Here is a 19,731-nt window from a genome sequence, read left to right as displayed (position 1 = left end):
GCGGCGGGCGCGGGCTCACTTCACGAGCGGCGCCGGGACGGCGAGGCGGAGCGGCCCTCGGGGAGCGCCGCGCTCGAAGACCTCCCCGCGCCGATCGGCGACGCCGAGGCGCAGGAGGCCGTCGGCGCGCACGAGCGCGAAGGGGGCGCGCGGGGCCGGCGCGTCGCGGGACGAGCCGCCGCGGCCCGCGTCGAACGGGACGACGAAGACCGCGACGTCCTCGGCGCCGGCGGGCGGCGCGCCGGGCGAGGCGGCGCCGGCGCAGCGCCCCGCGACCGAGGCGTTCCTCTCCTCGGTGGCGCAGCGGGCGAGCGCGCGGCGATCGGCGTCGGCGCCGCCCTGCGCGAGGTGGTCGGCGGCGGCGAGGCGGACGGCCTCGGCGGGATCGCGCGCGAGCAGGTCGCGGGCCGCGGCGCCGTCGCAGCGCGCCCGGGCGACGGTGAGGCCGGCGAGGGCGTTGGCGCGCACGTAGGGGCGCGCGTCGGCGAGCGCGCCGCAGAGCGCCGCGGCCGCGCGCGCGGGCTGGCTGGCGCGGCCCGCGGCGCGCCCGATCGCGCCCGCCGCGTTGCCCGCCACGGCGGCGTCGGGGTCCTTGAGGAGCGGCTGGAGCAGCGGCAGCGCGTCCCGGTCGCCCACGGCGCCGAGCGACCAGACCGCGTTGGCGCGGACGCCCGGATCCGGATCGCCCGCGAGCTTGCGGAGCGCGGCGGCGGCCTCCGGGTGCCCGGCGAGCGCCTCGGCGATCTTGCGGCGGTCGTCGATCGGCGCCGCCGAGGCCATCCGCGCGAGCGCGGCGCCGGCGGCCTCCCCGGGCATGCGGCCGAGCCCCTCCAGCAGCGCGTCGCGCGCGGCGTCCGGCGCGCTCGCGACGGCGGCCGCGACGTCGCGGGCGAGGCCCGCGCTGCCGCCGTCCTTCGCGCCCTTCGCGTCGTCCGGGACGCGCGACAGCGCGCCCGAGAGGGCGATGCCGAGCGCGCCGCGGTCCTGCTCGGCGGCGACGGTGAGGCGCTGGAGCAGCGCGCGCGCGCTCCCTGGGCCGGCGACGCGGGAGAGCGCGATCGCGGCGCGGAGGCGCACGTCGGCCGACTCGTCGTCGAGCGCCGCGAGCAGCGCGGCGTCCACGGCGGCGCCGAGCTCGCCGGCGGCGCGCGCCGCGCCGAGCGCCTCGATCACGGCGAGGCGGAGCGGCGCGGAGCGGGCCTTCGCGAGCGGCAGCAGCACCCCCTGGGCGCGCGGCGAGCCGGTGCGGCCGAGGAGCTGGACGAGGGCGAGCTTCTCGTCGGGCGGGGTCGCCGGGTCGACCAGCAGGGCGCGCGCGGGGTCGACCGCGCGCCCGTCGGGCCGCGCGGGATCGAGCAGCGCGGTCGCGGCGCGGATCGCCTCGCGGCGGACCGAGGGATCGGCGTCGCCGAGCAGCTCGAGCACGCTGGGCAGCGCCGCGGGGTCGCCGAGCGCGCCGAGGGCGCGGAGCCCGTGCCGGAGCGGGACGACGCCGCGCTGCATCGCCCGGACGATGGCGGGCAGCCCTTCCCTGGCCTTGAGCTCGCCGAGCACGAGGGCGGCGCCCGCCGCGGTGTTGGCCGACGGCGCGGCCGCGAGCGCGGCGACGAGCGCGGGGACGGCGGTGCCCTTGCGAGCGGTCGCGCCGCCGGCGGGCGGGGGCGCGGGAGCGGGCGCCGCCGGAAGCGCGGGGGTCGCCGCCGCCGCGGGGGTCGCCGGCGGCGCGGGGGTCGCCGCCGCAGGCGCCGCCGCCGCGGGCGCCGCCGCCGCGGGCGCCGCCGCCGCAGCGGGCGTCGCCGGCGGCCTCCCGGCGGTGACGAGCGCGTCGCGGACCGCGGACCGCGGCGCCGCGGGGTCGTCCTTCGCGAGCGCCGCGAGCAGCACCTTCACCGCCGCGTCCGAGCCGATGCGGCCGAGCGCCCGGAGCGCCGCCTCGCGCACGTCGTTGCTCGAGGTGCCGCTGTCGGTCGGGCGCGCTCCGAGGAACGCGCCCGCGGGCAGCGGCGACGCCGCGACGAGATCGGCGATCGCGGACGTCGCCTCGTCCGAGCGCAGCCGCCCGAGGGCGGTCACGGCCTCGACGCGGACGTCCTGGGACGCGTCCTGGAGCGTGAGGATGAGCGCGCTGACCGCGCGCGCGTCGCCGAGCTCCCCGAGCGCCCGCGCCGTGGCCCGGCGGACCTCCGGGACCGAGTCCTGCACCTTGCCGATGAGCGGCACGACGGCGCGCGTGTCGCCGATCCGGCCGAGCGCGCGCGCGACCTCCGCGCGCACCTCCGGCGCGGTGTCGTCGAGGTGGCCGAGCAGCGGCGAGACGGCGTCCGGGAGCCCCGCCGCGCCCATGGCGGCGGCGGCGGCGAGGCGGACGTGCGGGTCGGGATCGCCGAGCACCCGGCCGAGGGCGACGACCGAGCGGTCGGTGGGCGCGGCGCGGATCACGTCGCAGGCCGCGAGCCGCAGGCGGGCGTCGCCCTCGCCGAGCCACTCGATCACGAGGTCTCCGGCGCGCGGCATCCGGAAGCGCACGGCCGCCCCGGCGAGGTGCAGCCGCACCTCGACGTCCGGGTCGCTCATACCCTTCTGGATGAGCGCGATCGCCGTCTCCGGGGCGAGCTCGCCGACGCGGGTCGCGGCGAGGCGCCGCTCCGAGACGTCGCCCGACGTGAGCGCGCGCGCGATCTGCTCCGGCACGTTGGGCCAGAGGAACGCGGCGGCGTCCCCGGGCGGCGCGAGCGCGGCGGCCGAGGCGGCGACGACGAGCAGGACCTGCGGGAGCCGGCGCAGCGGCGAGACGGTACGGCGCACGACCCGAGCGTAGTACAGCGGGCGCGGCCGCGTCATGGCCGTTCCAGGCGGCCCGGTCGCCGCGGGGCGGGGGCGTCGGGCGGGCCGGATCGCCGGAGCTCCGGAGCGAGCGCGTCGCCGCGCCTCGGGCCGCGCCGGCCTCCGGGCGCTCCCGCAACCGTCCTCGGCGTGCAACAGTCGAGCGAGGTGCCCGACATGACTCCCTTTTCCGTTCTCGACCTGTCTCCCATCGTCCAGGGCGGAGACGCCTCCCAGGCGTTCCGCAACACGCTCGACCTCGCCCGCCACGCCGAGCGGCTCGGCTACCGTCGCTTCTGGCTGGCCGAGCACCACAACATGGGCGGCGTGGCCAGCGCCGCGACCGCGGTCGTGATCGCGCACGTGGCCGGCGGCACGTCGACGATCCGCGTCGGCGCGGGCGGGATCATGTTGCCGAACCACGCGCCGCTCGTGATCGCCGAGCAGTTCGGCACGCTGGCGTCGCTCTTTCCGGGGCGCATCGATCTGGGCCTCGGGCGGGCTCCCGGCACCGACCCGGTCACCGCCCGCGCGCTGAGGCGCAACCTCTCCGGCGACGTCGACAGCTTCCCCCAGGACGTGCTGGAGCTGATGGGTTACTTCCGCCCGGCGGAGCCTGGCCAGCTGGTGCAGGCCGTGCCCGGCGCCGGCCTCGACGTGCCGATCTGGATCCTGGGCTCCAGCCTGTTCGGCGCGCAGCTCGCCGCGGCGCTGGGGCTCCCGTACGCCTTCGCCTCGCACTTCGCGCCGGGCCACATGGCGCAGGCGATCGCGCTGTACCGCCGGGAGTTCCGCCCCTCGGCGCAGCTCGCGCAGCCCCACGTCATGCTGGGGATCAACGTGTTCGCCGCCGACACGGACGAGGAGGCTCGCCGGCTGTCGACCTCGCTGCAGCAGGCGTTCGTCAACCTGCGCCGCGGCCGGCCGGGGCCCCTGCCGCCGCCGATCGACGGCTTCGAGCGCGAGCTGAGCCCGATGGAGCGCGCCGGCCTCGATCAGGCGCTGTCCTGCACGGTCGTGGGCTCGCCCGAGGCCGTGCGCCAGGGGCTGGCCGCGTTCATCGCCCGGACCCGCGCCGACGAGCTCATGGTGAGCTCGTCGATCTTCGATCATGCCGCGCGCGTGCGCTCGCTCGAGATCACGGCCGAGGCGCGCGACGAGCTCGCCCGGGCCGGGTGAAGCGCCTCGCCGGCGGCGCGGGCGCGCGCCCGGCTCGGCGCCTCACCCCGGGTCGATCCGGTAGATGCGCCCCGTGTTGAACATCACCACATAGATCTCCCCGGCGGCGTCCTCCCCGAACGAGGACGGGAGCCCGTTCGGGCTCAGCGCGGAGGTGAGCTCGACGCGATCGGTCGCGGCCTTGCCGTCCCACACGAAGGAGAAGAAGCGGCCTGTCACGTAATCGGCATACACGTACCGACCGCGCAGACACGGGATCTTCGCCCCACGATACACATAGCCGCCGATGATCGAGCCCGCCTCGCTGCGGGGGTGCTCCACCGCGGGCGGGAGCCCCCGCGGCTTGCACGTCGCGCCCGGAGGATAGCAGTGGGCGCCCTCCATCGCCTCCCAACCGTAATCGTTCCTGCCCTGGCCAGGGCGCTCCACAAGGATCTCCTCCCAGCTCTTCTGGCCCACGTCGCCGATGTACAGATCCCCCGTGAGCCGGTCGAAGCTGAACCGCCACGGGTTCCGTAGCCCGTAATCCCAGACCATCGGATCGCCGCTGGTCATGTTGCCCGCCGGCGACTTGGTCGGCTGATCGACGTCGATGCGGAGGATCTTGCCGAGCTTCGAGGTGAGATCGGCCGCCGGGCTCGGCGATCGCGCGGAGTCGCCGATCGCGGCGTACAGGTAACCGTCCTTGCCGAAGGCGAGCATGCCGCCGACGTGGTTCCAGGCGCCGTGCTTCACGTCGACGAGCGACCGGACCGGCTCGGGGTGGGCGGTGTCCGCGCCCTGCGCCGCGCGCTTCCACTCCTCGATCACCACGTTGCCGCGCGGGGCGGACGAGTAGTGGAGCCAGAAGCGCCCGTTCTTCGCGTAATCCGGGTGGAAGGCGAGCCCGAGCAGGCCGCCCTCGGCGTTCGGCACCGGAAAGAACACGCGCGAGCGCACGTCGAGGAAGGGCGCCGGCTGGACCGCGCCGTCCTTGATGAGCCGGACGATCCCCGCCTTCTCGAGCACCACGAGGCGCGCCGGATCGCCGGGCGGCCCGGCGACGTACGTCGGCTGCTCGAGCCCGCTCGCGACGAGCGTGAGCTTCAGCGGCGGGACGCCGCCGCACTTCGCCGGGCGGGCGAGCTCCGCCGCGTTCGCCGGCGGCGGCGCGGGCGCGCCCTGCGCCGCGGGCGCGGCTTGCGCGGCGGCCGCGCCGTCCGCCGCGGCGGGCGCCGGACCAGGGGCCGCCGCGCCTACCTGGGCCGGCGGCGGGGACGCGTTCCCTGCCGCGGCCTGACCGGCGGCGACCCCCTCGCGGGGCTCTTCGGGCGGCCCCGCGACCTGCACGCGCCGGTCGCAGGCGGCTACACTGCCCGCGAGCAGGAGGCACCAGGCGGTCCGATGGCACGCTCTCATCAGCCAGATAGCGCGCCCCGCGCGCCGGGGGATCGATCTCTCGGGCAAGCCGGCACCTCCGCCTCCACCTTCATCATGAGCGGCCACCTCTGGCAAGCCGTGCTCGCATCGCTGCTGCTGGCGAGCTGCGGCGGCTGCGGCGCGCAGGAGACGCCCCGGGCCGATCGCGCCGCCGCGCCGGCCCCGCCCGCGCCGGCCCCGGTCGGCCCGCAGGCCGCGCGCGGCGCCGGAGCGGACGAGCGCCCCGCCGAGAGCGCGCCCGCGGCGCCCCAGGAGCCGCCTTGCAAGGACGGCGACACCGATCCTCACGATCTCCGCTGCACCGGCCTGTACAGCGACTTCGGCGCGCGCTCGCTCGCGGCGGGCGTCCGCGAGTTCAAGCCGGCCTTCGAGCTCTGGAGCGACGGCGCCGAGAAGACGCGATGGATCTACCTCCCTCCGGGCTCGACCATCGATGTCTCCAGGATGAACGACTGGATCTTCCCCGTCGGCGCCAAGCTGTGGAAGGAGTTCCGGACGCCCGCCTCCGCCGGCGCCCGCCGGCTCGAGACGAGGCTCCTCTGGAAGACCGCGGAGGATCGCTGGACGCGCGCCACCTACGCCTGGTCCGAGGACGGGTCGAGCGCGCTGCAGGTCAAGGCCGGTGTCCCCGACGTGCCCGGCGCGGACGGCTATGCGATCCCGGCGCAGGTCGACTGCATCCGCTGCCATGCGGGCAAGACCGATAACCCGCTCGGCTTCGAGGCCGTCCAGCTCGCCGCGCGGGGCGCCGGCGGCCTGACGTACGCCGAGCTGGTCCAGCGCGGCCTGCTCTCGACGAGCTCCGGCGGCCCGCTGCCGAGCGCGGGCGCGCTCGAGGTGCCCGGGACCGAGACGGAGCGGCGCGCCCTCGGCCTGCTCCACGCGAACTGCGGCGTCTCGTGCCACCATCCGCTCGGCGTCGCGACGCATTTCGAGATGCGCCTCGACATCGACGCTGCCGGCCGGGTGGGCGACGTGCGCGGCACGCGCGCCTACCAGACGGCGATCAACCAGCCGGCGAAGCTGCGCCCGCCCGGCGCGCCGCCGGGAGCGCGCTATTACCGGCTGAGGCCCCGCGATCCGGATCGCAGCACCCTGCTGCGCGCCATGGCCCGGCGCGACGCGCCCGGCGCCCCGCCCGAGCAGATGCCGCCGCTCGCGACCCGCCGCGTCGACGAGGACGCCGTCGCCGCTGTCCGCGCCTGGATCGAGGCGATGACCCCCGCCGCCGGCTACCCGCCGGCCGCGCCCTGACCGCGGCGCGCTGGCGGCGCCTTCGCCGGCCCCGGGTGGCTGCCCGCAGCCGGAAGGCCTATCCTCCGGCCATGCCGCCCGCTGCGCTGAAGAAGGCGCCCGCCACGGTCGCCGACCTCCTCGCCATCCCGGAGCCGGAGCGGTTCCACGAGATCATCGGTGGCGATCTCGTGCGCAAGGCCATGCCGAGCCCGCGCCACGGCAGCTCCCAGGCGCGCCTCACCATCCGGCTCGGCGGCCCGTACGATCGTCGCCCCGGTGGGCCGTGGCCCGGCGGGTGGCGCTTCCTGACCGAGACCGAGGTCCAGTTCGAAAGCAGCGAGATCTACCGCCCGGATATCGCCGGCTGGCGCAGGGAGCGGCTGCCCGAGCTCCCCAGGGAAAGCCCCATCCTCGTGCGACCGGACTGGGTCTGCGAGATCCTCTCGCCCTCCAACGAGCGCGACGACGTCGTGAGGAAGATGCGCACCTACAAGCGCTCGGGCGTACCTCATTATTGGCTCATCGATCCGATCGCCGAGACGCTCATCGTTTATCGCTGGACGGAGGACGGTTATCTCCTGGTCCTGGACGCCCAGGGAGAGGAGCGCGTCCGCGCCGAGCCCTTCGAGGCCGTCGCGTTCTCGGTGCACGGCCTGCTCGACGGCGACGACGACGGCTGACGAGCACGGGCGAGCGTCCGGCCCGACCGCGCCGGAGCCCCTGCGCGCGCCGTCGCAAGCCGCCTCCGGCCGCCCGGCTGCCGCCGTCCGAGGCGCTGGCCCGCAGGGCGCGCCGGAAATCGGTGAAGGGAGCGCGCCGGAAACGCCCGCGCGCGCCGGGCCGGGGTGATCGCGGCCGCCGGGCCTCATGCTCCCGGCGGTCGCAGCGCCGCGCGGCCCCGGCAGGCGCCGGCGCGCCGCGCGCGCGGCACCGGCGGACGCCCCGCCTCTGTCCGAGGAGCGCCCGCGACCGGGGGGAACACGTCACGTGAAGCAGCCGAAAGAGATCAAGAAGGCTGAGGGCAAGCTCGCGGTCCTGCTGCCGGGGCTGGGCGCCGTCGCCACGACGACCATCGCGGGCACCCTGCTCGCGCGGCGCGGCCTCGCCCCGCCGATCGGGTCGCTCACGCAGCTGGGCACGATCCGGCTCGGCCGGCGCACCGACCACCGCGCGCCGAGGATCAAGGATTTCCTGCCGCTCGCGGCGCTCGATCAGCTGGAGTTCGGCGCGTGGGACATCTTCCCCGACGACGCCTACGAGTCGGCGCGGCACGCGGACGTGCTCGAGCGCCGCCACCTCGACGCCGTCCGCGGCGAGCTCGAGCGGATCCGGCCGATGCCCGCGGTGTTCTACCCGCAGTATGTGCGGCGGCTCCACGGCACCCACGTGAAGAAGGGCGCGAGCAAGGCCGAGATGGTGGAGCGGGTCCGGGAAGATCTCCGCGCCTTCCTGCGCGACAGCGGCGCCGCGCGCGCCGCGGCCGTCTGGTGCGGCTCGACCGAGGTGCACATCGCGCCCGCGGAGGTCCACCAGTCGACGGCGCGCTTCGAGGCGGGGCTCGCCGAGGACCACCCGGCCATCTCGAGCTCCCAGATCTACGCCTGGGCCTGCCTGAAGGAGCGCATCCCGTTCGCGAACGGCGCCCCGAACCTCACCGTCGACTTCCCGGCCGCGTGGGAGCTCGCGCGCAAGCAGGAGGTCCCGATCGCCGGCAAGGACTTCAAGACCGGCCAGACCCTGATGAAGACCGTGATCGCCCCGGGGCTCAAGGCGCGGATGCTCGGCGTCGCGGGGTGGTTCTCGACGAACATCCTCGGCAACCGCGACGGCGAGGTGCTCGACGACCCGGAGTCGTTCCGGTCGAAGGAGGTCTCGAAGCTCGGGGTGCTCGAGCACATCCTGAGGCCGGACGTCCATGGCGAGCTCTACGGCAAGCTCTTCCACAAGGTGCGGATCGAGTACTACCCCCTCGGGGCGACGCCAAGGAGGGCTGGGACAACATCGATCTCGTCGACTGGCTCGGCTACCCGATGCACCTGAAGATCAACTTCCTCTGCCGCGACTCGATCCTCGCCGCGCCGATCGTGCTCGACCTCGCGCTGCTCCTGGATCTCGCGCAGCGCGCCGGGCTGAGCGGCACGCAGGAGTGGCTGAGCTTCTACTGGAAGAGCCCGATGACCGCGCCGGCCCTGTACCCGGAGCACGACCTCTTCATCCAGTCGATGAAGCTCAAGAACACGATGCGCTGGCTCATGGGGGAGGACCTCATCACCCACCTGGGCAACGAGTATTACGACTGAGGAACGCCGCTGCCGGAGCCCGGCCGTCGCGCGGCGGGGCTCCGGACGCGCCGGACGCGGCGCGCGCAGGCGCGGACGCGCCGGCCGGCGAGCCGCTCACTCCTTGGTGGCGCTGGCCGGAACCACCGCGGCATGTTCGGGCTCGGGGGGTTTGGGCTGCTCGGCCAGGTCCAGGTTCGCTTCCGCGACACCGCCATCACGCACGTGGGCCGACGTGGCCCGGCCCGTCGAGGTGAGGATGACCATGTAGGCGCCGTCCGGCAGATCCGTCGCCCGGTAGGTCCCGTCGGGGCCTGTCGTGGGATAGCGGATGTCGAGCCCGCCTTCGCCCTGGTTGCAGGCGACCTGGACCTGGATCCCCCGGAGCGGCTTCCCGCCGGACGTGATGCGCCCGCGGATCTCGCCCGAGCCCTTCGCGAAGAGCGCGAGGTTCTGCTCGACGTCTTGCCCTTCCTTCACGCCCACGTGCACCACGGTGCGCTGCGCCGTGTCGAGCAGCTCCAGGCGCACCACGACCGGCGGGAGCTGGTCGAAGCGATATCGCCCCTCGGCGTCGGTCACCGTGTTCACGAAGCCGATGCTCCGGTGAGAGGCCACGAGCCTCGCGCCGGCGAGCGGCTTGCCGTCGCTCCCGCGCACCACGCCGACGATGGTGCCGCCCGTGGACATCTTGAGCTCGATCGGCGCTAGATCGTCGCACGCCGAGACCTGAACGCCCGCCGTCGTCGTGGCATAGCCGCCGCTGTACCCGCGGACCAGGATCTCGCCGCGAGGGACGTGCTCCAGCCGGAAGGTGCCGTCGAGATCGCTCTGCGCCTGGCTCGCGGCATCCATCGATGCCTGGCTCACCGCGCCCGCGGCGTTGCGCGACTCCGCGTCGAGGAACACCCCTGCGAGCGGCGCGCCTTTCTCGTCATGAACCGTCCCCGTCAGCGTGCACCCGCCCGAGAGCGTCAGATCGACTTTGTGGGTCTCGCCGGCCCTGGCATAGACGAGCTCGGAAAATGCGGGCGCGTAGTCGGACGCGGTGATCCTGAGGAGCACCGGCCAGGCCGGCATCTGGTCGAGGCGGAAGGCGCCGTCCGGCCCCTCGAAGCGCTTCGACAGGAGGGGCGCAGGCGCCGCCGTGCTGTCGGGGGCCATCGTGACCACGTCGACGGTGAACCGCGTGATCGGCTCCTTGCGCTCGTTGTAGACATGCCCCTCGACGATCCCGCTCCTCGGGAGCATGAGGGCGACGTCGTGACCGCTGTGCGCGATGGCGAGCGTCGGGCCGTATCCCTCTTTGTTGCCAACGAGGTTGTACGAACCGTTCGGGACACGGAGCTCGAAGCGCCCGTCCTCGTCGCTCTGGACGGAGGCCGCCGTGGTCGGGAAGTTGCCGGCGACCTCGTACGTGGTCGCGGCGACGGAAGCCCCGGCGAGCGGGACGCCGGTCATGTCGTAGACCGTCCCGGAGATCGACGCCAGCTCGGTGGCCTGCTCGGCAGGGTGCGGGGCGGGGCGCTTCCACTGCGCTCGGTTGACGTAACCCGATCGCTTCTGTGCGGACGCCGGCTCGGGCCGCGCGGTCTGGGGCGCTTCGTGCTTCGGCCGGAAGAACAGGACGGCGACGAGGGCGAGCGCCGCGAGCATGCACCAGAGCGGCCATCGTCGGGGAGTGTCGTGACGCAAGACAGGGGGTTGCATGAGAATGTCTCCATCGAGTCATGGTGTGGGGGGCTGCGGCGCTCGCAGCGATGTCACAGCCAAGGCGGAGCGGGGCGCTCCACAGCGGCTCCCGCTCGCCCTCGGGGCGAGGCGACGGCGGACACGGGCAGCGATCACCGGCGCATCGAGGGGGCCTCCGGGGCCGGTTCCGCCCGGCCCCGGAAGCCCTCCCTCATCGGACGTCGGCGCGGCGCGGCGCGCTCTGCATCATGTAAACACGACGGACAGGGCACCCAAAAACGAGAAGTTAAGGCTCTGAAGGATGCCGACCGCGGATGGCGTCCCCGTCGCCGACTCGCCCAAGATCATGATGACGTTTGAGATGGGGGTGGCGGGAAAACCCCCGACAGCGCCCTGGAATCCATTACAGATGGGGGTGAAGTTATCGCCGGCGTACATGACGCTGTTGATATTCCTCGTGATGTTTCCCGGCACCGCAAGGCTGCCCATGCAGCTCGGGAAGGTAAACGTCGTCGCCTCCAGAACCTGGCAGATGCGCGTGCCAAAGCCCGCCAAAGACGCCGGGGGCGCCCAGAGCAGGTTGTACGCGCATGTCCCGTTCGGGGCCAGCACGGGATTGGCGCCGTCCGGGGCCACGAACATGAACGTCCCTGTGCCCGACGGCGCCCCTTCGATGGTGATGGCGTGCGGCCCAGGCGCGATCGCCATGGCGCTGCCCGAGATCGACATGACGGCGAGCGAGGCGAGGATCGTGAACTTCTTCATGAGGCAAACTCCTTGTGTTTCGTGCCCTGTGGAACGTGAATTCCCCGAGATGAGCGCGGGGCGATAGCTCCCTGACGAGAGCGGCAGATGCGCCAGCTCCCCTCTGGTCATGCAGTGTCTGAAGACCGCTGCGCGCCCCTGATCTCCGGCGAGGAGCTCGTGCGAACCCACGGTAAGCCTCGCCCCCTGCCATCGACCTCGCGACGCGCGGCGCTCTCCGGAGAGGGCTCGGCGAAGCCAGGCTCTCTCCAGAATACGCCCCGATTCTACGCGGCTCTCCTGTCGACTCGAACAGGATTTCCTCGAATCGGCTTGGATTGACGGTACCGCATCATTTCTCGCAGAGCAAGCTCGGGAGAAAGAAACAAACTCTCAAAAACAATCAACATCCACGCGGACGGCACACCACGACTCGGGCGCTCATCTCAGCTGTAATCGAAGAGCACAATCCTAGAACTTCCGCAAAACACGGCATGCGCCGTCCGACCGGGGTCGCGAGCGCCACGGCCCGCGCGCTCATCGCAGCTGTAATCGAAGAGCACAATCCTAGAACTTCCGCAAAACGCGGCGTGGGTCGTCCGACCGGGGTCGCGACCGTTCGTCGGGAGCATGTCAATCACGCTCATCGCCGCACATCGAGCGACACGGAGCGCGCAAAGGCCTCCCAGCGCGGCCCGCTCCGGGCGAAGGGCGCTCTGTCCGGCACGGGGCCGGGCGCCCTGGTCGACCAGCACCCGCGCGCTACATGCTACGTGTTGCGGAGCCTGAGGGCAGCCGGGCCGCCCGGCTCCTGCCGCCGCGGCCGATCGGGGACGAGCCGCTCGAGGAGCCGGGAGATCCACGGCGTGAACGGGAGAAAGAGCAGCGCTCCGGCCGTGATGGTGGAGCTGCCGACAACGCCTTTGAACAGGAAGCGTGCACTCCCCGATTCCAGCGCTCGACCGCCCGCACGCCGGTATTTTCGCGCCTTCCCGCGCTCCGGGGCGCGGGCGATCCGCGCCCGCGTCGGCGCGCTGAGGCAGCGCCCCCTCCGCCCGGAGGCGCCCCCCACAGGGGGGAGTCGTCACGGGAGATCGGAGCGCGCCGGAGCGCAGGCGGTGGTGGGATGGCCCGCGGCGCCGACGCTCAGGGCGCGAAGGACACGTCGAGCGTGTACGGGCCGGCGTCGGCCTGGGACCAGAAGCCGTCGACGACGATGAACACGGGGACGCCGCCGGTCACCTCGAGCGCGAGCGTCTCGATCGCGGGCGCATCGCCGACGCCTGGCCCCTCGGCGTCCTCGCATGTGAGCTCGGAGCTCGCCCACAGGCAGCTCGACCTCACGGACAGGGTTTGATCGGTGACGGAGGACATCACGAGCGTGAGCGTGCCGTCCGCCGGGGGCGTGAACCGGTATACGTCCTCGCGCGTGTCCGGCATGGAGCAGTCGCCCCGGAGGGCGATCGTGCCGGTCCGCGTGTCGCCGGTGTTCACCCCGAGGATGGCCTCCCGCGCGCCCTCGCAGACCGAGGAGCAGTCGTCGGCGCAGGCGCCGAAGGCGTCGGGGTCGTCGCACTGCTCGGGCCGCGTGACAGCGCCGTCGCCGCAGATCGCCTGGGTGAACGTGGAGCGCAGCGTGTACGGGCCCTCCTCGCCCGGCGCATGCGCGTCGACGACGATGTTCACCGGCTCGCCGGGGCCCAGGGCGACGTCGATCGCCTCGGCGCCCCCGCCGGCGGCGGGCTCGGCGCACGCGAGCTCGGTGGTGGGGTCCTCGCACGCGCCGCGGGCGTAGAGCCCCTGGACGGTGTCCGACTCGAGCACGACCGAGAGCGTGCCGTACTGCTCCTCGGGCGGGACGAACAGGTACACGTCCTCGCGTCCGCCGCCCGTGCAGTCGGCCTTGAACGCGCTGGTGCCGAGCGAGGTGTCGCCCGAGACCTCCGACGGCAGGGGCGGCGCGGCCGCGCAGGTCTCTGCGGCGATCGCGGCGCAGGGCTCGCCGCAATCGTCGTCGTCGCAATCGACGGCCGCGTCGCGGTCGTTGTCCTCGCCGTCGGCGCAGCTCGCCTCGTAGATCCGGCAAAGGCCGGTGAGCGTGTTGCACCTGCCGCGCGTCGGGCACTGCGCGTCCTCGGTGCACGCCGGCCGGCAGCTCAGCGTCCCGTCGGTGGCGGGGACGCAGGCATAGCCGGGGCGGCAATCGCTCGAGGTGGCGCACGCCCCGTAGCAGAGGCGCCCGTTGCTGCCGGATTCGATGCAGGCGCCATCGCCGGGGCAGGTGCCGCCGGTGTGCTCGCACGAGCTGATGCAGTAGCCGGCGGGCCATCCGTTGATGTCCTCCCGGTTGCAGAAGTTCCCCGCGCACATCGCGTCGTCGGTGCAGGCGGCGCCGTCGGGCCGGTCGAGATTTTCGCCGGAGCCGCCCGCGCCAGCGTCACCGCCCGCGCCGCCGCTCTCGCCGCCGGAGCCGCCCGCGCCGCCGCTCTCGCCGCCGGAGCCGCCCGTGCCGCCGATGCCGCCGCCGGAGCCGCCTGTGCCGCCGGAGCCGCCGGAGCCGCCGATGCCGCCGCCGGAGCCGCCTGTGCCGCCGATGCTGCCGCCGGAGCCACCTGTGCCGCCTGTGCCGCCGCCGGAGCCGCCTGTGCCGCCGCTAGAGCCGCCTGTGCCGCCGATGCTGCCGCCGGAGCCACCCGCGCCCCCGACGCCGCCGCCGGAGCCACCGGTACCGCCCCCCGAGCCACCGCTCCCGCCCGTGCCACCGGAGCCGCCTTCGCCGCCCGCGCCGCCACCGCCGCCGGAGCCGCCTTCGCCGCCGGAGCCGCCCGTGCCGCTCCGTCCGCCATCACCGCCGGAGCCCCCGAGGCCTCCGGCACCACCGACGCTGCCCGCGCCGCCGTCGCCGCCCCGGCCTCCGCCCCCCGCCGCGCCCGCGCCGCCCTCTCCGCCCGTTCCTGTGCTCGAGCTCGGGCTGCCGTCGTCGTCCCCGCACGCCGCGGCGCTCGCCGTCAGCCCCAGCATGAGGAGGCAGGTCGTCCATCGTAATCTCATTCTGTCGCTCCAGGGAAAGGGGGACTCGCCCGTCGATGACGCGGCGTGACATCTCACCCGCGCGGCGCCATCTTCGGTGCAACCGCCTTTCGTGGGAAGCCCCCACACGCGCCGCTTTCCGGCTCCCTGATGCCGTCGAGACGCCGTCGCGCTCCCGCCGGAGCGCGCGCCCACCGCTCCTTCGCGGGAGCCCGTCTTCCCGTGTGCCGTGCAGGCATGCGCGCGTCGAGGGGTCGACTCGACCTCCTCTTCGCGCTGCGCGCGACGCGACGATGGCCGCGTCGCGGCGGCGGGCGCGCACGGTCGCCCGCCGGCGGCGGCGTCACTGCCAGCGCAGGTGCACGTCGACGACCGCGCCCGTCCGGGTCGCGGCGCCCTCCGAGAACGTGAACGCGGCGCGCTCGATCTCGCAGTTGCCGCGCCCGTCGCAGCGCCGGTCGCGCCCGTACGACAGCTCGATCGCGACGACCCCGCGCGACGCGAGCGGCTCGAGCTCGCCGGCGCTCGAGGCGCGGTTCGCGTCGCGGTCGCTCCACAGCACGAGCCGCGACCACGCCTCGTCCCGCGCCGTGATGCGGCCGTCACCGTCGGAGTCGAGCTCGCGGAGCGCGGTGAACCCGTTGTCCGCGCGCGCCCCGCTCGCGAGCACCGTCGCCGAGCCGAACAGCTCCGCGCCGCCGTCGATCGCCCCATTGCCGTCCCGATCGAGCGCGAGCCACGGCGTCGCCGCGGTGGGCCAGTCGGTGGCGATCGTGGCCCCGAGCCCGCTCAGATCGAACGCGCCGGTCATCGCGGTCAGGTACTCGACCGGACGCTGATCGAACGAGAGCACGAGCGGCGTGCTGACGCTGCTCGACTGACACCCGGTCCAGGTCGGCACCCCCTCCACGTCCTCGCACAGCTCGTAGCCGCCCATCCCGTGGGCGGTGCAATTCCGGGACTCGCCGATCGTGCACGCCGCCTCGGCCTCTCCGCCTCCGGACGTGCCCCCGCCGCCCCCTTCCCCCTCATCGGCCCCTGCGCCTTCGAGCGCGCTCTCATCGCTCCCCTCCCCATCCGGGGAGATCACCTCTCCGGCACACCCGGCGCCGAACGACACCGCCGCGACGAGCAGCGAGAGCGAGAGAAATCCCATGGAGTCAAAGCGAATTCGTCTGGAGTTCGTGTTCATGGCACAGCTCCGGAGCAAGCCATGCGCCAGCCTCTCCGCGGCTGCGTACCTCGCTGATTTCCCGGCCATCGAAGGAGCCGCGAGCGTCCCCGCCCCCCGAGATTGCCAACATGTGCCGTGCGCGCAGCGGGCCAGTGTGCCACGTGCGCCTCGATCTGTGCCGCTTCAGGACGGATGGAGTCGCAGGCGAGCGGCGCTCGCTGGGGCGCTCCCCGGCGCTACCCCCGCGGCGGCGCGTAGAAGTCGACGATCCGGATCGGCTCGGTCAGCCGCACGCGGACGCGCGAGCGATCCCCGCGGACGTCGCCGCCGATCTGGAAGCTCGTCGCCGGATCCATCTCGATCGTCACCTCGTCCACGAAGTAGTCGAACACCGTCTCCAGGTCGTCGAACTCTCCGTTCCAGATGCTCGAGAAGTTCCGCACGAACGTGAACGGCGAGATCATCGACACGCGCAGCTGCATCCGGTCCTGGCGATCGTCCGCGTACGGGAACATCCGGAAGCCGAAGCCGTAATAGGGGATCGTCGACAGCGCCGCGATCTTCGCCGGACCCTCGTAGATGACGCCGCCCTTCTTGATCGGCGCCCCGAGGATCGTCCCCTTCTCGCCGACGCGGATCGCGTCGTTGCCCTCGTTGATGATGCGGCAGTGCGGCGTGCGCCGCACGAGGTAGCTCGGGATCGTCCGCGTCGTCGCGGCGACGGCGTACGCCACCGGCCCCGGCGCGAGCCGCTTCAGCGGGCCGCGCGCGAGCGCCGACTTCACCGCGTTGTAGTCGCGCAGCATCACCGCGTCGATCCCGAAGCCGCAGAACGGCGACAGGATGTCCTCGGCCTCCACGAGCCGCAGGTTGCGGCTCCCGGCCTCGGCGCGCAGCCGCTGGAGATCCACCGCCAGCCCGGGCTTCGCGCCCGCGCCCCCGGACGCGCCGAGCACCCACGCCAGCGAGTTGCCCGTCCCCAGCCGGAGCAGCCCGAACCGCGGCACCGGCAGCCCGCGCCGCTTCGCCTCGTTCACCACCGCCGTCACCACCACGGTGAACGTGCCGTCGCCCCCGCCCGTGAGGATCGTGCCGTAGCCCCGGTCGACAAGGATCCGCGCGATGCCCTCGCTCTCCTCCACCCGCCGCGACACGAACAGATCCCCCGTGTCAAGGATCTGATCGAGCGTCTCGATCACCTCCGCCGTCACGCTCTTGGCGTTGCCGTTCACCACCACGGCAATCCGGCTGCTCGCCGCGCCCCGCGGCACATCGCCCGGACGACGCGACGCATCAGCGGCCTGGGAGACGTCATCGGGGCCGCGACCGGCGGGCGGAGAGGTCATGCACCGCGATCTACCACGACCGACCCCCGCGCTTGGAGATCACGCGGGCGCCGGCGCCGGCGCGGGGGCCTCGCTCGACCGGAGCGTCGGGCCCGCCGGGATCTCGCTGTAGGCCAACGTGGCCAAAACAGCGCCCCCCCGGCGATCGCCGCTGTCCGAGAGAGGCCCAAGCATGCGATGCTCATGGGTTTTGGCTCTCGGGCCGATCTTGGGTCATGCTGACCAACGGGAAAGCGAGGAGCCTCCCCGAAACATAGTGGACGGGGTGGTCGATTTTTTGGTAAGGCGACGACCTGGCGAGCCAATTCGGCTTGACAGCCGTGCGGGTCTTTCCCCCGCGCGGGCGGCGCGCGCTTGTGGCGAAGGGCCGCGACGATCTCGTACCCAGCGGGGGACGCAGCGACATGCCGAAGATCACAAAGCAGGGCAGCTCCGAGAAGGCGACGGGCACGAAGAAAAAGGCCTCTTCGAGCGCCAAGGGGGGCGCTGAAGCTCAGCTTGCGAAACCCGTGAATCCGGTAATCAAGGAAGACTCGAAATCCGCGTCGAGCGCCTCGAAGCGTAAGCTCGGCCTCCGCGGCGCTGCGCCCTGGGCTGCCCGGCACGCCGCGAAGCACGCCGCCGAGGCGCGGGCACGGGCCGCCGAGCCGGCGCCCCCCGGCAGCGCCCGGGCGACCATCCGCGTGCCCAGCGGCGCGGAGGAGATCAAGGCGAAGATCGCCGAGCTCCACAACCAGACCCAGAAGATCCGCACGCTCCGCAAGCGGCTCGACAAGGGGTTCTTCGATATCGGGGTGGTGCTCGCCGAGATCCAGCAGCAGGAGCTGTATCAGGCGAAGGGCTACGGCTCGTTCGAGGCGTTCCTCGAGCGCGAGATCGACCTCGGCAAGCAGACGTCGCTGCGCCTGATCAAGGTCGCCCACGTCTTCCAGCGCGAGGTGGCCCTCGACTACGGCATGGACCGGCTGTTCGTGGCGCTCGCCGCCCTCGAGGGCGACGCGGTCCCCAAGCCGGCCCCGTCCGCGATCCCCTCGGCCCCCGGCTCCAAGCCCCCCCTCCCGCTCAAGCCCCCCATGCGCATCGTGGGCTGAGCGGCGCTCACCCGCTGCGGAGACGGGCCCACCTCGACGTTTTCGGTGCTCGGCGTACTGGTGTACGCCTGCGCGCCGAAAACGCCGATCTGGGCCCGTCTCCTGTGCGGGTGAACGCCGCTCGGTGAGGCCCGTCAGCTCCCGGCCCCGCGGGGCGGCAGTGAGCTCGTCGCGGGGCGAGACATGGGCACCGGCTCTGGGATGAAGCGGGGGAGCCGCACGCGGACCGTCGTCCCCTCGGCCGCGTGCGTGCTCACCTCCACCCGGCCCGCGTGCTGGTCCACGATCTTCCGGACGATCGCGAGCCCGAGGCCGGTGCCCGCCGCCTTCGTGGTGAAGAACGGATCGAAGATCTCGGCGAGGATCGTCGGGTCGATCCCGGGCCCCGTGTCCCCGATCGACAGCCACACCTCGTGCGCGTCCCCCGACGCGCACGCCCGCAAGACCCCGCCGTCGGGCATGACGTCCAGGGCGTTGACGACCAGGTTCAGGACGACCTGCTTGAGCTTCTCCACGTCGCCGAGCGCGAAGCAGTCGTCGGGCAGGTCGCGGACGACCTCGACGCGGTGGCTCGCGAGCGCCTCCTCCTCGAGGTCGAGGACGTCGCGCACGACGCGGGCCAGGTCGACGGGCTCGCGGTGCGGGGCGCGCGGGCGGGCGAGCTCGAGGAACTCGCCGAGCAGCCGACCCAGCCGGCCGATCTCGGCCTCGACGATGCCCACCCGCCGCTTCATGGGCTCGCGGATCGCCTCGTCGGAGAGGCGGTCGATGCCGCGGCTGAGCAGGTGGAGCTCCAGGACCGCGGCGTTGAGGGGGTTCCTGATCTCGTGCGCGAGCCCGAGGGCGAGCGGGGCCATGGCGTTCAGCGCCTCGGCGTCGGCGGCGCGCCGCTCGAGCGCGCGCCGCTCGGTCACGTCGATGCCGATGCCGTAGACGAGGTCGGTCCGGCCGCCGCGCCCGCCGCTGTGGACGCCGGAGAGGTGCCAGCGCACCCGGCGGATCGCGCCCACCGCGTCCCGGACGCCGACCTCGACCTCGGCGGCGGCGGCGTCGCCCTCGACGACGCTCTGGAACGACTGGTTGAACCGGCGCTGCTCGGACTCGTCGACCAGCGTCTCGCAGAACGGCATGCCGAGCGCGGCGTCGCCGCCCACCCCGGTCAGCGCGGACAGGCGCGGGTTGAAGAGGGCCACGCGGCCGTCGGCGTCCAGGCCGAGGATGAGCACGTCCGCCGCGTCGACGATCGCCCGGTACCGCCGCTCGAGCTCCTCCCGCTCCCGCTTCAGCGAGATCTTCTCGATCGCCTGGGCCACCGTGGAGATGAGCTCCTCGGGGCGGAACGACTTGAGGATGAAGGCGAAGGCGCCGGCGCGGAGGGCGGCCATCGCGGCGTCCACGGTCGCGAAGCCGGTCACGAGGACGATCTCGCCGTGGGGGGCGGTGGCGCGGAGCGGGGCGATGAGCTCAAGGCCGCTCGCGTCGGGGAGCTTGACGTCGACCACCGCCACGTCGAAGCCGTCGCGGCGGGCCGCCGCGAGCCCCTGCTTGCCGTTCGGCGCCAGGGCCACCTCCACGTCGAGCTCGCGCGCGCCCTCGAGGACGTCGCGAAGATTTCCGGCGAGGCTCGTGTTGTCGTCCACGATCAGGATTCGAGCGCGCACCTGGGATCTCCTGGTCGAGCGGTCCGGCGGGCGGCCCGATGCACGGGGCTGCCTTCC

Annotated in this window: 12 protein-coding genes and 1 pseudogene; 5 read left to right on the top strand and 8 right to left on the bottom strand. The window is 73.8% G+C overall.

Annotated features, from left to right (window positions below; genetic code table 11):
* Positions 1-15 precede the first annotated feature (15 nt).
* The gene (locus WMF20_RS10755; protein WP_437612944.1) at positions 16-2,805 is read right to left on the bottom strand and encodes a HEAT repeat domain-containing protein; all 2,790 of its coding nucleotides are present in this window, start codon (positions 2,803-2,805) and stop codon (positions 16-18) included.
* Between the two features lie 195 nt (positions 2,806-3,000).
* Here WMF20_RS10755 and WMF20_RS10750 point away from each other — a divergent pair, with 195 nt between their 5' ends.
* Entirely contained in the window at positions 3,001-4,002 is a 1,002-nt protein-coding gene (locus tag WMF20_RS10750) for an LLM class flavin-dependent oxidoreductase (RefSeq protein WP_437612942.1), read from the top strand.
* A 42-nt stretch (positions 4,003-4,044) separates the two neighbouring features.
* On the opposite strand, the gene WMF20_RS10745 is transcribed toward WMF20_RS10750, so the two are convergent.
* Positions 4,045-5,400, bottom strand: coding sequence for a PQQ-dependent sugar dehydrogenase (locus WMF20_RS10745; protein ID WP_437612940.1), 1,356 nt, complete (start codon positions 5,398-5,400; stop codon positions 4,045-4,047).
* Positions 5,401-5,475: 75 nt separating this feature from the next.
* Here WMF20_RS10745 and WMF20_RS10740 point away from each other — a divergent pair, with 75 nt between their 5' ends.
* The 3 genes and pseudogenes from WMF20_RS10740 (at position 5,476) to WMF20_RS10730 (ending at position 8,957) form a co-directional block, all read left to right on the top strand.
* Positions 5,476-6,675, top strand: a complete 1,200-nt coding sequence (locus WMF20_RS10740; protein WP_437612938.1) for a hypothetical protein — start codon at positions 5,476-5,478, stop codon at positions 6,673-6,675.
* 71 nt (positions 6,676-6,746) lie between these two features.
* Positions 6,747-7,337: a Uma2 family endonuclease gene (locus tag WMF20_RS10735; protein ID WP_437612936.1), complete on the top strand. Its 591-nt coding sequence runs from the start codon at positions 6,747-6,749 to the stop codon at positions 7,335-7,337.
* 307 nt (positions 7,338-7,644) lie between these two features.
* Positions 7,645-8,957: pseudogene (locus WMF20_RS10730) on the top strand (inositol-3-phosphate synthase).
* Between the two features lie 96 nt (positions 8,958-9,053).
* Here the strand turns inward: WMF20_RS10730 and WMF20_RS10725 are convergent.
* The 5 genes from WMF20_RS10725 to WMF20_RS10705 all read right to left on the bottom strand — a co-directional run bounded on the left by WMF20_RS10725 (position 9,054) and on the right by WMF20_RS10705 (position 16,814).
* A complete protein-coding gene (locus WMF20_RS10725; RefSeq protein ID WP_437612934.1) occupies positions 9,054-10,646 on the bottom strand; it encodes a carboxypeptidase regulatory-like domain-containing protein in 1,593 nt (530 codons plus the stop codon).
* Between the two features lie 228 nt (positions 10,647-10,874).
* Complete coding sequence (locus WMF20_RS10720; RefSeq protein WP_437612932.1) at positions 10,875-11,393, bottom strand: hypothetical protein; 519 nt, start codon at positions 11,391-11,393, stop codon at positions 10,875-10,877.
* Between the two features lie 1,125 nt (positions 11,394-12,518).
* Entirely contained in the window at positions 12,519-14,423 is a 1,905-nt protein-coding gene (locus WMF20_RS10715) for a DUF4215 domain-containing protein (protein ID WP_437612930.1), read from the bottom strand.
* 322 nt (positions 14,424-14,745) lie between these two features.
* Positions 14,746-15,558: a calcium-binding protein gene (locus WMF20_RS10710; protein ID WP_437612928.1), complete on the bottom strand. Its 813-nt coding sequence runs from the start codon at positions 15,556-15,558 to the stop codon at positions 14,746-14,748.
* 254 nt (positions 15,559-15,812) lie between these two features.
* Positions 15,813-16,814 carry a diacylglycerol/lipid kinase family protein gene (locus WMF20_RS10705; protein ID WP_129581286.1) on the bottom strand — a complete coding sequence of 334 codons (1,002 nt, stop codon included), beginning with the start codon at positions 16,812-16,814 and terminating at the stop codon, positions 15,813-15,815.
* A gap of 617 nt (positions 16,815-17,431) precedes the next feature.
* On the opposite strand from WMF20_RS10705, the gene WMF20_RS10700 reads away from it, so the two are divergent.
* Positions 17,432-18,013 carry a hypothetical protein gene (locus WMF20_RS10700; RefSeq protein ID WP_237245230.1) on the top strand — a complete coding sequence of 194 codons (582 nt, stop codon included), beginning with the start codon at positions 17,432-17,434 and terminating at the stop codon, positions 18,011-18,013.
* Positions 18,014-18,147: 134 nt separating this feature from the next.
* On the opposite strand, the gene WMF20_RS10695 is transcribed toward WMF20_RS10700, so the two are convergent.
* Entirely contained in the window at positions 18,148-19,674 is a 1,527-nt protein-coding gene (locus WMF20_RS10695; protein ID WP_437612925.1) for an ATP-binding protein, read from the bottom strand.
* Positions 19,675-19,731 lie beyond the last annotated feature (57 nt).

The sequence above is a fragment of the Sorangium sp. So ce834 genome, assembly GCF_051521425.1.
Lineage (GTDB): Bacteria > Myxococcota_A > Polyangia > Polyangiales > Polyangiaceae > Sorangium > Sorangium cellulosum_D.
This window is presented reverse-complemented; position numbering and strand designations above follow the sequence as displayed.